The following is a 14218-nucleotide window of genomic DNA, read 5'->3' as shown; positions in this document are numbered from 1 at the left end:
GGCTCCCGGCTCCCGGCTCCCGGCTCCCGGCTCCCGGCTCCCGGCTCCCGGCTCCCGGCTCCCGGCTCCCGGCTCCCGGCTCCCGGCTCCCGGCTGCATCGAAGTGCCGGCTGCGCCGCCCAGCTAGTCCTGACCCGTCCCCGGGCTGGCCGGAATCAGTGAACGCACGCCGATACGCCCGTTGCTCACCCAGTTGCACCATCTCGGCTCTCCTAGAACTGCGACATCTTTGGCGGCGTCGACGCCCTGGATGTATCTGACGATCCGCGCTGCGCTAACGCGCTCGACCTGGTCGAGGGACGGCAAGCGGGCGCGGCGAGGCGCGGCGAGGCGCCGCGGGGCGAGGCGCGGCGCGGCGGGGCGAGGCGCGGCGCGGCGGGGCGAGGCGCGGCGCGGCGCGGCGAGGCGCGGCTCGACCCATCGCCCACCGCCTCGGCCTCGGCCTCGGTGCGGTGGGCTGAGGCATGGCGCGAAAGGCATCGCGAGAAAGACGCGACGCGGACAACAGGCGCGACGCGGAGAACAGGCACGACAGGGCAATAGGCACGGACAACAGGCGCGACGCGGAGAACAGGCACGACGCGCTGAGCAGGCACGACGGGCTGGGTTGAGCTACGAGGTGAATGAGCGCCGCGCGGGAAGGCAAAGGCTAGATGGCGCGTATGAGCTTGCCTCCCGCAACGGTCGAACCCGGTGGTGTGAGTGAGGGCCACGATTCCGTCAAACGCTGGTGCACACCGTTCCGTTGAGGGTGAAGGCGGCTGGGAGGACGTTCGGGCCGCTGTAGGCGCCGACGAAACCGGCCGTTGTGGTTGCGCCGGCCGGCAAAGCGCCGTCGCTTGTCACGCGGACCGTGCGGGACGTCTGCTCCCACGTGGCGCTCCAGCCGCTGCTCACCGACTGCCACGTGGTGGGCCACGTGAAGGTCAGCGTCCAGCCGTTCACCGGGGCCGTGCCGTTGTTCGTGATGTCGATCGAGCCGACGTAGCCGTTGCCCCAGTCGTTCGTGTCGCGGAACTTCACCGTGCACGCTGCCGCCGGCGGCGTTCCTGTGGTGAACGTGACCGGCGGTGAGCTCGCCGACTGCCGTCCCGCTCCGTCACGGGACAGCACGTTCACCGTGTAACGGCGGCCCGGCGAAAGGTTACGCACGGTCAGCGATGTTGCCGTCGTTTCGCCTAGTTGCTCGCTGATGCCGCCGTTCTGGCGGAACACTTCGTACTTCACGCCGGCACCGGCCGGCGGCCAGGAGATCGTCGCCGTGCTGTCGGTCGCGGTCGCGGTGGGCTGGCCCGGCGCCTTCGGGGCGGCCACCGGCGGGGCCGCCGGGTGCAGGGTCACCAGCTTGATCTCGTACGGGGCAAGTGTCTGACCGTCCGCCGTCGTGGAGATCGCGGTGTCGCCGTTGCCGAACGACAGGACCGACGGCGCGCCCGTGGCCGGGGTGAAGCCGTGGTAGTTCAGCGTCACTGTTCGCTCCGACGACGGGTCCTTGTTGATCAGCAGGACCGCCAGGTCGCCGTTGGCGCGGCGTACCGCGTGGGCGCTGACCAGTTCGTCGTTCGTGCCCGCGCCGATGAACTGGTCGCCGCTGCGGGCGAATTCCCCCATCAGCGACAGCGCGTAGTAGGGGGCGAACGGCGTGTTCAGCGGCGGCTGGCACACCGTGTTGCCGGCCGTGCAGTTGCCGCTGGAGAGCAGGCCGTAGTCGCCGTAGTCGGTGTGTCCCGCCACCGTCGAGACCGTGCCGAGGCCGTTGTGCACGTTCCACCAGTGCACCGTGAAGACGCCCTGTTCGAGCAGGCCACTGTAGACGTCGGCCAGGTACAGCGCGCCGGGCTGGGTGTTGCGCCCGACGTCGACGTTCGTCTCGGTCATGCTGATCTTTATCCGTCCGGCGCCCGCACCGGCGTACCTCTCAATTTGCTGCCTTAGAAGATAAACCGCGTCCTTGATGTGCGCGGTCTTCGTCAGCGCCTCGGCCGGCGTGCTGCCGCCCGGGTACCAGTGCACGTCGACGAAGTCGATGGCCGCGCCGGCCCGGGTCAGGACCTCCTCGTTCCAGCTGCCCTGGTCCCCCGCCGCCACGATGCCGTCGGGCCAGTTGCCCGGCATGGTCAGAACGGCGCCGATCTTGATCGTCGGATCAACTGCTTTCATGGCTTGCGCGTACGCCGTGACCTGCGCCGCGTACTCCTTCGGGCTCTTGTCGGCGTGGTCGTCGGCTTCCCAGGCCGAGCCGTAGTGCCCGTTGCCGTAGTTCTCGTTGCCGATGGTCCAGTACCGGGCCCCGTACCCCTTGGTGACGTTGGCGTACCGCACCCAGTCGGCCGCCTCCTGGGCCGTACCCGTCCCGTAGTTGGCGATGATCATCGGCTCGGCGCCGGTCCGGCGCGCTCCCGCCATGAAGGTGTCGAAGTCGGTGTCCGGCGCGACGTAGCCACCGGGCGCCGTGTGATCTTTCCAGTGGTAGATGTCCGCGTACGACCCGCCCGGGTAGCGCACTATCCGCACACCCGCGTCGCCGAGCAGGTCGGCGACGGCCGGCGTCCCGAGCTGGGAGTCCCAGATCGCGTGGTTGACCCCGAGCGCCACATCGCCGACCGTCGCCAGCCCGGCCCGCGCGTCGACGTCGACCCGGACGGCGCTTCCGGCGGCCGTACTCGCCCGCGAGGCGGCCCCACTCGCCCCCGACGGCACGCCACCCACCGCCGCCGCCACGACTACGAGAACCGTGCCGGTCGCGACACGCCGGAACAATGAAGAGCGCACGACGGCCTCCATCTCTCTGGGAGCGCTCCCAATGGTCGGCGTTGAAGTGATGGATGTCAATCGGCTAGGGTTCTCTCGACCGCGACACCGCCCGAGGAGGTGAGACCCATGAACGCTGTAACGCTGTGGGCGCTCCCCCTTGCCGTCTCGGTCGGGCGATTGACATAGACGTCGCCGGGAGCGCGTTTCTCGCCCTCCCGAAAGGCTTCATTGATGTACGACGTGATCATCGCCGGCGCCGGTCCGGCCGGTGCCATGCTGGCCGCCGAGCTTCGCCTGCACGACGTACGGGTCCTCATTCTCGAGAAAGAGACCGGGCCCCTTTCGTACGACCGCATCGTCGGCCTGCACATCCGCAGCATCGAACTGATGGCGATGCGCGGCCTGCTGGACCGGATGCGCGAACACGGCCGCCGGCGCCCGGCCGGCGCGTACTTCGCCGCCATCGACAAACCAGCGCCGGCGGGACTGGATTCGCCGTACGCCTATCTGCTCGGCATCGCGCAACCGGTCGTCGTCGAGCTTTTGTCGGAGCACGCGACCGCGCTGGGTGCGCGCATTCGGCGCGGCTGTCCGGTCACCGGCTTCACCCAGGACGACGACGCGGTGACCGTGGAACTGGCCGACGGCGAACGGCTCCGTACGCGCTATCTGGTCGGCTGCGACGGCGCGCACAGCACCGTCCGCAAACTGCTCGGCGTCGGCTTTCCCGGCGAGCCGGCCCGCAACTACACCCTGATGGGCGACCTGGAACTGGCGGTGCCGCCCGGGCCGATCGCGGACCGCAGGGTGCACATCCGGCCGGCCGGTGCCGGGGTCTACCGGATCATCGTCCCGGCCGGCGCCGGCGAACACACGGAACCGCCCACGCTCGAAGACTTCCAGCGCCAGTTGCACGCCGTCGCGGGAACCGATTTCGGCGCGCGTTCCCCGCGCTGGATGTCGCGTTTCGGCGACGCGACCCGCCTGGCCGACCACTACCGGATAGGGCGGGTGCTGCTGGCCGGCGACGCCGCCCACATCCACCCGCCGCTGGGCGGGCAGGGCCTCAACCTGGGCCTGCAGGACGCGTTCAACCTCGGCTGGAAACTCGCCGCGCGGATCCGGGGCTGGGCGCCGGACAACCTGCTCGACACCTATGCGGCCGAACGCCGCCCGGTCGCCGCCGAGGTGCTGGACAACACCCGCGCCCAGACGGCGCTGGTCGCCGACGACCCGGGCGCGCGGGCGGCCCGCCGCCTGCTCACCAAGCTGATGGACTTCGACGAGGTCAACCGCTACCTGCTCGAGCAGATCACCGCGATCGGCGTCCGCTACGACTTCGGCGACGGACCGGACCTGCTCGGCCGCCGCCTGCCCGACGTCGGCCACGTCTACGAGCGGCTGCACCGGGGCCGCGGCCTGCTGCTCGACCGCACCGGGCGGCTCACCGCCGGCGGCTGGTCGGATCGGGTCGACTACGTCGGCGACCCGGCCGCCGACCTCGACGTTCCGTGCGTGCTGGCGCGTCCCGACGGCCACGTCGCCTGGATCGGCGACGACCAGCGGGACCTGGACCGCCACCTCGCCCGCTGGTTCGGATACCCGGCCGGGTGACGCCCCTCGCGCCGCGCTGGCCTTCGGGCCACCCGCGGGAGGCGCGGGCCGGGACCCGGTGGCGTCCGCCCTCACGACCGCAGCACCGTCATGACCGGCACATCGTCCCATGTGACCGCGATCGGCTGCGGAACCTCTCGGGAATCGCCGGTATACAGCAATTCACCAGGCGCGATGCTGCGGTCGCAAGGCCGGGCGCCGAGACTGGCGAGGGTGCGGCATGATCGCCGGACATCGAATGCGCATTGGCGGACGAGGCTTCCCATGAGACCAGATTCCCGTGATCTTCAGCGATCGGCCGCCGAACAGGCGGCGTTGCGGCGGGTGGCGACTCTGGTCGCTTGCGGGGCCCCGCAGCCGGAGATCTTCGAAGCGACGGTGACGGAGGTGGGCCGCCTGATCCCGGGAACCGACGCGGTCCTGCTGCGGTTCCACCGGGACGAGACAGTCACAGTGATCGGCCGCTGGAACCGGGCGCTCGGATATCAGCGCGCCGGGATCCAGCGACCGGTCGGCACCGGAACTCTGGCCCGGCTGATCTGGGACTCCCGGCGTCCGAGCCGGATCCCGTCCTACGAGACCGTGTCCGGTTCGCTGGCCGACGTGGTGCGTGGCTGGGGCTGGCGAACCGCGGTCGGCGCCCCGGTCATGGTCGACGCGGAGGTGTGGGGCCTGACCGCCGTCGGCTCGACCACCGGTGAGACGCTTCCCCCCGGTACCGAGGAGCAGCTGGCCGAGTTCACCGAGCTGCTGGCCGGGGCGATCGCCCACGGGCAGATCCGGGAAGAGCTCGAGCAGCTGGCCGCTGCCCTGCAGCGAGTGGCCAAGCTGGTGGCGCACGACGCCACACCCGGCGAGGTGTTCGAGGCGGTCGTCGCTGAGGCGGCCGGGCTGGTCGGCGTGGGTTTCACGACGATGCTTCGCTTCGAGCCCGACGGAGCGACGGAGGTCGTCGCGACTCACGATCCGCCGGACGGCGTCGTGGTGGGGATGCGGGCCGTGGCCGAGGGCGACGGCGCCACCCAGCGCGTCTGGCGAACCGGGCGGCCGGCTCGAGTGGACCGGCTGCCCGGCACTTCGGGCACCTGGCCGCAGTTGGCGGCGGCTCACGGCTTCTCGTCCAGCGCCGCCGCACCGATCATGGTCGGGGATCGCCTGTGGGGCGTTCTCGTCGCGGCCGGCCGGGGCATCCTGCCGGCGCACATCGAGGGGAAACTCGGGCGCTTCGCGGAGCTGACCGGTACGGCGATCGCCAGCTCGCAGGCCCGGGCCGAGGTCCGGTCGCTGAACGACGAACAAGCGGCTCTGCTGCGCGTCGCGGAGCTGGTGGCCGCCGGCGGACCCGCCGATGCGGTGTTCACTGCTGTCGCCGCGGAGGCGCAGCGTCTTCTGCACGGGCAGCCGGTCACCCTCGTACGTTTCGAGGAGGACGAGGCGCTGAGCGTGATCAGCCGAAGCGGTGGGCCGGCGCCGCCGGGAACTCGTATCGCCTATGCGCCCGATACGCTGCCGGAACGAGTCCGGCTGACAGCGGCCGCCGTGCGGGTGGACGACTACAGCGCGCAACCCGATGCCGGCCTCGCCCGCTCCTTCGACATGCGCGCCGCGGTCGCCGCGCCCATCGCGGTGGAGAGCAAGGTGTGGGGAATGCTGACTGTCACTTCGGCGGACGGACCGCTGGCGCCCGGCATCGAGGACCGGCTCCAGCGATTCGCCAACCTGGTCGGTACCGCTGTGAGCAACGCGGCGAGCCGCGATCAGCTCATCGCCTCACGGGCACGTGTCCTGTCGGCGGCCGACGAGAGCCGACGCCGGCTTCAACGTGACGTTCACGACGGCGCCCAGCAGCGGCTCGTCCACACGGTCATCGCTCTCAAACTGGCCCGGCACGCGCTCGCGGCCGACGACGTACGGACCGGCATCGATCATGTTCAGGAGGCTCTCCAGCACGCCCAGCGGGCCACCGACGAACTGCGTGACATTGTCGGCGGCATCCTTCCCGCGGCGCTGACACGCAGCGGCCTGCCCGGCGGCGTGGAGTCGCTGCTGGCCGGTCTGCGGTTGCCGGTCGAGGCCCACGTCGACATGCCGCGGCTGGCCGTGGAGCTCGAGACCACCGCGTATTTCGTCGTCGCCGAGGCGCTCACGAATGTCGTGAAGCACGCCAAGGCCGGGCGGGCCTGGGTGCGGGCCGATGTCGGCGCCGGCGTCGTCCGCGTCGAGGTGGGCGACGACGGTGTGGGCGGCGCCCATGTCGGAGCGGGTTCGGGGCTGACCGGGCTGTTCGACCGCGTCGAGGCCTGCGGGGGCCAACTGATGGTCAGCAGCCCTCCGGGGCACGGTACGACGATCAGAGCGATTCTGCCGGTCGGCACCGAGTGACTAATCCGATCGGGCGCCCGACAGCGGCAGGACGACCCGCACCACCGTCCCCCGGCCGTTACCGCTGGTCAAGGCCATGGTGCCGTCCAGGGCATCGACCCGGTCGAACAGGCCGGTCAGGCCCGAACCACCACGAGGATCGGCGACACCGGCACCGTCGTCGCTGACCTCGACCACCAGGCGATCCCCCTCGCCGGCCACGACCACCCGCGCCCGCGTCGCGTGCGCGTGCTTCACGACGTTCGTCAGCGCCTCGGCCACCACGAAGTACGCCGTCACCTCGACATCGTTCGGCAACCGGCCGGGGAGCCGAGCGCTCAGATCGAGCTCGACCGGTATGGCGGACGCGGCGACCAGCGAGTCGATACCGGCCCGCAAGCCGCCCCGGGCCAGGGCGACCGGGAGGATTCCGTGCACGATGTCCCGCAGTTCCACAGTGGCGCGTTCGGCGTTGTCGAGGGCTTCGCGCATCAGACCGGCGGGGTCCTCGCCACGACTCACCGCGTCCAGTCCGAGCTTGAGGGACAGCACGGTCTGCACGAGCCGCTGCTGGGCGCCGTCGTGGACGTCGCGCTGCAACCGCTGGCGTACCTCGTTGGCCGTCGCCACCACCCTGGCCCGCGACGCCCGCAGCTTCTCCTTGTTCTCCGAGTTCGCGATCGCGGCCGCCGCCAGCTCGGCGAATTCGGCCAGCCGGTCCTCGGCGTCCTCCGGTGGCGGCGTCCCCCGCGTGGTCGTGGCCAGCCCGCCCCACAGCCGCCCCTCCACGAAGACGGGCACCGCCACCAGCGCTCCCACGCCGAACTCGCGGGCCTGGCCGGCGGAATCGGTTCCGTCCAGGGTGGCGAACCGGCACGGTCGTCGCGCCCGCATCACCCGCGCGCCGGCCGAGTCGCCGTCGGCGCGGCTCCGGAATCCCACCGGGACGGGGCTGCGGCAGGTGGCGACGACTGTGCAGTGGGTACCGTCGTACTGGAACAGGTCCGCAGCCGATTCGCCCAGGATGTTCGAGGCCTCGGTCGCGACGGCGTTGAACACCTCGGCCAGCGCGGCGCCGCGGGCGACCAGTTCGGCGACCCGTCGCAGGGCGGCCTGCCGGGCGCCGAAGTTCCTCAGCTCCACCTGCGCCTCGACGTTGGCCAGGGCCGACGCGACCAGTTGGGCGAACTTGCCGAGGCGTTCCTCGGTGCCGGTCGGCAGACGGCGGCCCTCGTTCAGCGTGCCCAAGGCCCCCCAGAGCCGGCCGTTGACGATGATGGGCACCGACACACTCGAGCCGACGCCGAAGTCCCGGCTGGAGTAGGTGCGGTCGGCGAACAGGTCGTAACGGTCCAGCCGGGCCGGCTTCAACGTCCGCATCATCTCGTCCAGAGTGCCGGCGTCACCGACCGGAACGGTGACCCTGGTCCCGACCGCGGCCGGGCCGTGGTGGGTGGCGAGCACGGTGAACGTGCGCTCACCCTCGTAACGGACCAGGGTGGTCGGCTCGTCGTCGATAAGCGTGGCCGCCTGCCGGGTGACGGCCTCGAAGATCTCGGTCTCGCTCGCGCGGTGAGCGACCAGGGCCGCCACCTGAAGCAGCGCCGTCTGCTCGGCGGCCAGGGCGAGGAGCGCCTCACGGGCGGCCGCACTCACCACGGCCGCCGCGACGATCTCGGCGAACTGAGCCAGACGGTCCTCGGTGCCGGCCGGCAGCGGGCCGATACGTGAGCTGACGCTCAGCGCGCCCCAGAGGCTTCCGTCCACGGTCACCGGAACCGCGACGACGGCCCGTATGCCGAGCTCCGTGGCCACCGCCGGTCCGGCTGCGCCGGTGTAGTCGTCGATCCGCTCAGGGCGGCCCGACCTCCACATCCGGGCGGCGATGCCGTTGCCGGCGGCGAGATGGAGCCGCGCGCCGACGGGTACGTGACCGCCCGTCTGGGCCACGACGACGGAGTCGGTACCGGCCGCGGTGCCCTCGAACTTCGTCAGGGCGATGAGCGTGTCGCCGAGCAGCGCGGAAGCCTCGGCGGTGACCGCCTGGAACACTTTCCGTGGCGGTTCGCCGGCGGCCACCGTCGCGGTGACCCGTCGCAGTGCCGCCTGGTTCGCCACGAGGTCGCGTACGTCGGGCGTCTCCGGCCGCTTCATCGCCGGCGATCGCCCGCGCGCAGGTAGGTCAGGACGGCTTGAACACGGCGGTGCTCGCTGTCGACGGGAGCGATGCGCAGTTTGCGGAAGATCGCCGTGACGTGCTTCTCGACGGAGGCGTGGCTGATGAGCAGACTCTCCGCCACGCCGGAGTTGGACAACCCCTCGGCCATGGCCGCCAGCACCGCCGACTCGCGGGGCGTCAGCAGTCGCAGGGGCCCGTCCTTGGTGCGGCGGCCGAGCATGCGGACGACCACCTCGGGATCCAGTGCGCTACCGCCGGCCGCGACCCGGTTGACGGCGTCGACGAACGCCTCGACGTCCCCGACGCGTTCCTTGAGCAGATATCCGATGCCCTCGGGCCGGTCGCCGACCAGGTCCATCACGTACGCGGGCTCGCAGAACTGCGACAGGATCAGCACGCCGATCCGCGGCGAGCGGCGGCGGATCTCCATGGCGGCACGCAGGCCGTCGTCCTCGTGGCCGGGCGGCATCTGGACGTCGGCGATGACGACGTCGGGACGGTAGGCGAGCGTGCGCTGCAGGAGGTCGTCGGCATCACCGGACCGGGCCACGACGTCGAGCCCGGCATCGGTCAGGATCCGGGCCAGACCTTCGCGAAGCAGTACGTCGTCCTCTCCGATCGCGATTCGCAGGGGGCGGCCGGCGTCATCGTGGGTCATCGTCGCGTTCCTCGAGGAGTCGTCGCAGGGCCGGGCTCAACAGCTCGTCCTTGGGAAAGAAGCCGATCGCTCCGGCCCGGACGGCGGCCGCGTTGTTCGCCGGGTCGGCATCCGAGGAGAAGATGACCACGCGCATCGTCCACGGCTTCGACCGCAGCCGCCGGGTGAGGGAGAAACCGTCCCCGTCCGGCAGGCCGACGTCGACCAGGGCGATGCGGGGGCGGCAGGCATCGGCGCGTTCCAGGGCCTCGGCGACCGAGCCGGCTTCGAGGATCATCGTGTGGCCCCAGGTCCGCAGGATACGCACGAGCAGTCCGCGGACGGACGCGTCGTCGTCGACGACCAGGATCGGGCTCGGCATCCGCTCATCGTCTCAGCGCGGCGTCCTCAGCGGTGGTAGGGCTGACCGGAAATATCGGCACCGGCCGGGCCGGTCTCCCCGTGGAACCGCAGAGCCAGCGCGGCGACGGCGAGCGCCAGGCCGGCGCACACGAGCCAGACGGTCATGTAGCCGGCCTCGGTCGTGACCGGTTTGCCGATGCCGGGCAGCCGGACCGCCATGGCTGCCATGACGGCCGCGAAGACAGCACCCGACACCGCGCCCCCGACGGTTCGGGCGGTGTTGAGCAGTCCGGCGCTGATTCCGACGGAGTCAGCCGGAGCCCGGGTCACCACATAGCTCGACAGCGCCGCCAGGACCAGGCCGTTGCCGAGTCCGACCAGGACCTGCCAGCTGACGAACAGGCCCACCGAGTCGTGGGCCAGGGCGGTCAGCACGTACCCGGCGACGCTCAGCATGGCTCCGGTGACCAGGGTGGCCCGGCTGCCGGCCCACTCGGTGAGCCGGGGCGCCAGCGAAGTGCCGCCGAACGCGGCCAGGCCGAACACCACGAGCACGAGTCCGAGCTGCCCGGCGGACAGTCCCAGCCCGATCCCGGTGCTGGCCGGCAGGCCGAGGAACAGCGCACCGGCCGCCTGGCTGCCGAAGAGTTCGGCCCCGGCGAAGAACCCGGCCAGAACCGGCGGTCCCAGCCGCCCACCCAGCACCAGGGACACGTCGACGAACGGCTGCGCGACGCGCTGCTCGACGATGATCCAGAGCACGAGCACGGCGAGGCCGCCCACGATCCCGCCGACCGTACGGCCGCTCGCCCACCCCCAGCTGCCGCCGTTGCCGACCGCGGCGAGCACGAGCACCAGCCCGGCGCTCAGCAGGGCGGCCCCGGCCCAGTCGACGCGACCCGGTATGCGGGCCGACGTCTCCGGAACGAGCAACGCCGCGACCGGCACCATGGCGATCATCAGGACGGCCGGGATCCACAACGTCGTGGACAGGCTCAGGTGCTGACGCGCCTGACCCGCGAGCAGCAGGCCGACGCTGCCGCCGAGGGCCAGCGAACCGACCAGCAGCCCGACCGCCCGGCCGGTCCGCCGGCCGGCGCGCTCCCGCACGATAGCGAACTCGAGCGACAGGAAGGCCAGCAGCGGCCCCTGGACGGCCCGCCCCACCAGCAGGATTCCGAAGGTCGGGGCCACGGCCACCAGTACCGACCCGACGGCGACCAGGGCGGCGGCGATGGTCAGCAACCGGCGGTGCCCGAAGATGTCGCCGAGTTTGGACATCAGTGGCACGCACACCGCTGACGACAGGAGGAACACCGCGTTCACCCAGTTCAGGTTGGCGGCGGTGGTGTCGTAGCGCTGCAAGAGGCTGGGCAACAGGGGCGAGAGCCAGCCCTGAGTCAGCCCGGAGGCGAACTCGAGAAGCAGGAGGAACCCGACGATCGCCGACGTGCCGCTCCGGCCGCCGCCCGCGCCGGCGGAATCCACCTCGACCTCGCCGAGTTGCCCCGTGTTCCGCGTGATACGCATGGTTGTCACCTTTCCCGGCGATGCCGCGTCATCGGCATCCTCCGCCGGGGACGCCGCCCGTGGCCTTCCGGTTGGCCGGAAACAAGAGGTGGCCAGCCAGATGTCACCTCGCCCCTCAGCCGCCGGCGACCGGCATGTCGGTGCCGGCAGCCAGTCGCCGGACGGTGGGCACCGCGAGCGCGAGCGTGTGATGGCCGAAGGCCGCGCTGCCGCCCGCTCCGATCAGGCCACCCAGACGGCCGCCGTGACGGTCCACAGTGTGTCGGCGGTGCACCGGATTCCCGTACCGGGGCAGCCCGCCTTTTCTTCCGGTCAGCACCCCCCGGTCCTCGGGCCAACCGTCCTGGTCAGAGCCTCGGGCTTTTGGGAGGTTGAGGACCAGAGGCGACAACCGAGGAGCAGAAAGGCAAAGCACATGCCGACAGTCACGACACCCGACGGCACCGAGATCTTCTTCAAGGACTGGGGCAGCGGGCAAGCCGTCGTCTTCAGCCACGGCTGGCCGCTCACCGCGGACGCCTGGGACGGCTCCGCGAACTTCGTCGCCAGTCACGGGTTCCGGGCGATCGCCCACGACCGTCGCGGCGGTGGACGCTCGAGCCAGCCGTGGGACGGAAACGACCTCGACCACTACGCCGACGACCTGGCCGCCGTCATCGAGCACCTCGACCTGCACGACATCGTCCTGGTCGGGCACTCCACCGGCGGAGGCGAGGTCACCCGCTACGTCGGACGTCACGGAACCTCCCGGGTCGCCAAGATGGTTCTGCTCGGCGCCATCCCGCCGCTGATGCTCAAGACCCCCGCCAACCCGGAAGGGACGCCGATCGAGCCGTTCAACGAGATCCGCGAGGCGGTACTCGCCGATCGGTCGCAGTACTACCGTGATCTGGCCTTTCCGTTCTACGGAGCCAATCGGCCGGGATCGACCGTGAGTCAGGGTGCCCACGACGCGTTCTGGCTGATGTCCATGTCGGTCGGCATCAAGAGCGCCTACGACTGCGTCAAGGCCTTCTCCGAGACGGACCTCACGGAAGACCTCAAGAAGATCGACGTGCCGACGCTGATCCTGCACGGTGACGACGACCAGATCGTGCCGATCCAAGCGGCGGCGCTGAAGTCCTCCAAGATCGTCGCCAACTCGATCCTCAAGATCTACCCCGGCGCCCCGCACGGCCTCACCGGCGCCCACGAGCAGGAGTTCAACAAGGACCTCCTCGACTTCCTCACCAGCTGACATGCCGTCCGACTCCGACGAGCTCGCGACAAAGCTCAAGCGCACCGAAACCCTGCACCGAACCTCGTCCATCCCCGGCCGGGACATCATTCAGGTCCGTACGGAGATTCCCGCTGGAGTGCAGTCCGCCTCGGCCCCGGGCTGATGCTCTCGACCTCCATCGCCCAGTCCGGCAAGCCGGTGGCGACGTTCGTGCGCTGACCCGTGATGGTGCGGACGTCCGGGAACACGCCCGCACCATCACGCCGTCCACGACCCCCGCACGCAGGAGCTCCTCATGACTTCGGTACGGCTACCACCGGAAATGACATCGGCCGACATAACCCGCAACCTGCTTCTCCTGCGCGCCAGCGAGACGTTGTCGACCACGGTCACCACCTCGGACGTGCTGCAGGCGGTCCGTCATCTTCGAGGAACCGGGCTCGGCGCGAGCCATCTCCAGGTCGTCCCCATGGACGCCACGCCGGATCCCCTGGCCGCGCGGGCCATCCGGGAGCGACGGGCGTTCTACTTCGCCGACGCGGCCGAACTCGCCGCCGCGTTCCCGGCCGTGAGCGCCCTGGGCCGGCAGGCCGCGGCCTGCCTGCCGGTTGTCGGCACGGTCGGCGTCCTCGGGGCGCTGCACCTGCGGTGGGACATGCCGCGGACGTTCTACGTCGCCGAACGAGCGGTGATCGCGACCCTGGCCTCCTACATCGCGGGAGCGCTGGAACGAGCCCAGCGGCTCGACGCCCGCAGCGGGGTCGCCGACATCCTGCAGGAGGCGATCCTCTCCCGTCTGCCGGCCGTCGACCGCTACGAACTCGCCGCGCACTATCTGCCCGCGAACCGGCAGGAGAAGGTCGGCGGCGACTGGTACGACGTGGTCGCGGGACGCGCGAACCAGCTGATCATGGTCATCGGTGACGTGGTCGGCCACGACATGGCCGCGGCGGCCCGGATGGGGACCTTGCGCAGCATGCTCCGCGCCTACATCGTCGACCGCCACGACTCCCCAGCGGCACTGCTGCGCCGGCTCGACGCGGCCAACCACGCACTGGGCGAACCGATCATGGCGACCGCCATCGTCGCCGTCATCGACGCCCTCGACGGCGGCGGCTACCGCCTGCGCTGGTCGAACGCGGGCCACCCGCCCCCGGTGGTGGTCCACCCGGACGGGACCGTACGGTCCTTGACCGGCAACGACCTGCTGCTGGGCGCCCGTCGGGTCGCCCGCCGGCGCACCTGGACGACGCCTTTGCCCGGCGGATCCACCGTTCTCCTGCACACCGACGGGCTGGTCGGCCGCGAGACCGACGACTCCCTGCATCGACGGCTCAGAACATGGCGTAGCGTCCGCTTGCAGGACCTGCTGGACGACGCGGTCGCCGACATCGGGACCGACCGGGACGACGACATCGCCATCCTGGCCGCGCGGCTGCCGGCCGGCCGGTGAGGCCGGCCGGATGGACATCGCCCCGTCAGTGCTGGGTGCCGTTCCCGCGATGGCGGCCAGGGCGATGAGGTAGCGGTCGGAGAGGGACACCTTGGTGATGTGGCGGAG

The 14218-nt window shown here is 71.1% G+C and carries 11 protein-coding genes; 5 read left to right on the top strand and 6 right to left on the bottom strand.

Annotated elements, in window-relative coordinates; translation table 11 throughout:
- Positions 1-720: 720 nt before the first annotated feature.
- Positions 721-2772, bottom strand: coding sequence for a cellulose binding domain-containing protein (locus tag ACGFJ7_RS34635; RefSeq protein WP_392646014.1), 2052 nt, complete (start codon positions 2770-2772; stop codon positions 721-723).
- 213 nt (positions 2773-2985) lie between these two features.
- Between ACGFJ7_RS34635 and ACGFJ7_RS34630 the strand changes: the two genes are divergently transcribed.
- Both ACGFJ7_RS34630 and ACGFJ7_RS34625 read left to right on the top strand, forming a co-directional pair.
- Positions 2986-4368, top strand: coding sequence for an FAD-dependent oxidoreductase (locus ACGFJ7_RS34630; protein ID WP_392646012.1), 1383 nt, complete (start codon positions 2986-2988; stop codon positions 4366-4368).
- A 264-nt stretch (positions 4369-4632) separates the two neighbouring features.
- The gene (locus ACGFJ7_RS34625) at positions 4633-6750 is read left to right on the top strand and encodes a GAF domain-containing sensor histidine kinase (protein ID WP_392646010.1); all 2118 of its coding nucleotides are present in this window, start codon (positions 4633-4635) and stop codon (positions 6748-6750) included.
- Here ACGFJ7_RS34625 and ACGFJ7_RS34620 read toward each other — a convergent pair whose 3' ends face one another.
- The 5 genes from ACGFJ7_RS34620 to ACGFJ7_RS34600 form a co-directional block, all read right to left on the bottom strand.
- On the bottom strand, positions 6751-8883 hold the full coding sequence (locus ACGFJ7_RS34620; protein WP_360257312.1) for a GAF domain-containing protein: 2133 nt from the start codon (positions 8881-8883) through the stop codon (positions 6751-6753).
- Positions 8880-9539: a response regulator transcription factor gene (locus tag ACGFJ7_RS34615; RefSeq protein WP_360257655.1), complete on the bottom strand. Its 660-nt coding sequence runs from the start codon at positions 9537-9539 to the stop codon at positions 8880-8882. The genes ACGFJ7_RS34620 and ACGFJ7_RS34615 overlap by 4 nt, the downstream gene beginning before the upstream one ends.
- 13 nt (positions 9540-9552) lie before the next feature.
- Positions 9553-9927 carry a response regulator transcription factor gene (locus tag ACGFJ7_RS34610; RefSeq protein WP_360257315.1) on the bottom strand — a complete coding sequence of 125 codons (375 nt, stop codon included), beginning with the start codon at positions 9925-9927 and terminating at the stop codon, positions 9553-9555.
- Positions 9928-9953: 26 nt separating this feature from the next.
- Entirely contained in the window at positions 9954-11438 is a 1485-nt protein-coding gene (locus tag ACGFJ7_RS34605) for an MFS transporter (protein WP_360257318.1), read from the bottom strand.
- A gap of 115 nt (positions 11439-11553) precedes the next feature.
- Positions 11554-11757 (bottom strand): hypothetical protein, encoded by a 204-nt coding sequence (locus ACGFJ7_RS34600; protein ID WP_360257320.1) that lies wholly within the window; start codon positions 11755-11757, stop codon positions 11554-11556.
- A 96-nt stretch (positions 11758-11853) separates the two neighbouring features.
- Here ACGFJ7_RS34600 and ACGFJ7_RS34595 point away from each other — a divergent pair, with 96 nt between their 5' ends.
- From ACGFJ7_RS34595 to ACGFJ7_RS34585, 3 genes are all read left to right on the top strand, one after another.
- The gene (locus ACGFJ7_RS34595) at positions 11854-12675 is read left to right on the top strand and encodes an alpha/beta fold hydrolase (protein ID WP_392646006.1); all 822 of its coding nucleotides are present in this window, start codon (positions 11854-11856) and stop codon (positions 12673-12675) included.
- 1 nt (position 12676) lies between these two features.
- Positions 12677-12820, top strand: coding sequence for a hypothetical protein (locus ACGFJ7_RS34590; RefSeq protein WP_360257324.1), 144 nt, complete (start codon positions 12677-12679; stop codon positions 12818-12820).
- A 132-nt stretch (positions 12821-12952) separates the two neighbouring features.
- Entirely contained in the window at positions 12953-14110 is a 1158-nt protein-coding gene (locus ACGFJ7_RS34585) for a PP2C family protein-serine/threonine phosphatase (RefSeq protein WP_392646004.1), read from the top strand.
- Positions 14111-14218: the final 108 nt, after the last annotated feature.

Source organism: Actinoplanes sp. NPDC048988, assembly GCF_043197815.1.
GTDB lineage: Bacteria > Actinomycetota > Actinomycetes > Mycobacteriales > Micromonosporaceae > Actinoplanes.
The sequence above is the reverse complement of the archived record's forward strand: the minus strand, read 5'-3'. Positions and strand labels throughout refer to the sequence as shown.

Coding starts and splice junctions, on each gene's coding strand:
- ACGFJ7_RS34595 (WP_392646006.1), top strand. CDS start 11,854: ATGCCGACAGTCACGACACCCGACGGCACCGAGATCTTCTTCAAGGAC.
- ACGFJ7_RS34590 (WP_360257324.1), top strand. CDS start 12,677: ATGCCGTCCGACTCCGACGAGCTCGCGACAAAGCTCAAGCGCACCGAA.
- ACGFJ7_RS34625 (WP_392646010.1), top strand. CDS start 4,633: ATGAGACCAGATTCCCGTGATCTTCAGCGATCGGCCGCCGAACAGGCG.
- ACGFJ7_RS34605 (WP_360257318.1), bottom strand. CDS start 11,438: ATGCGTATCACGCGGAACACGGGGCAACTCGGCGAGGTCGAGGTGGAT.
- ACGFJ7_RS34610 (WP_360257315.1), bottom strand. CDS start 9,927: ATGCCGAGCCCGATCCTGGTCGTCGACGACGACGCGTCCGTCCGCGGA.
- ACGFJ7_RS34620 (WP_360257312.1), bottom strand. CDS start 8,883: ATGAAGCGGCCGGAGACGCCCGACGTACGCGACCTCGTGGCGAACCAG.
- ACGFJ7_RS34585 (WP_392646004.1), top strand. CDS start 12,953: ATGACTTCGGTACGGCTACCACCGGAAATGACATCGGCCGACATAACC.
- ACGFJ7_RS34630 (WP_392646012.1), top strand. CDS start 2,986: ATGTACGACGTGATCATCGCCGGCGCCGGTCCGGCCGGTGCCATGCTG.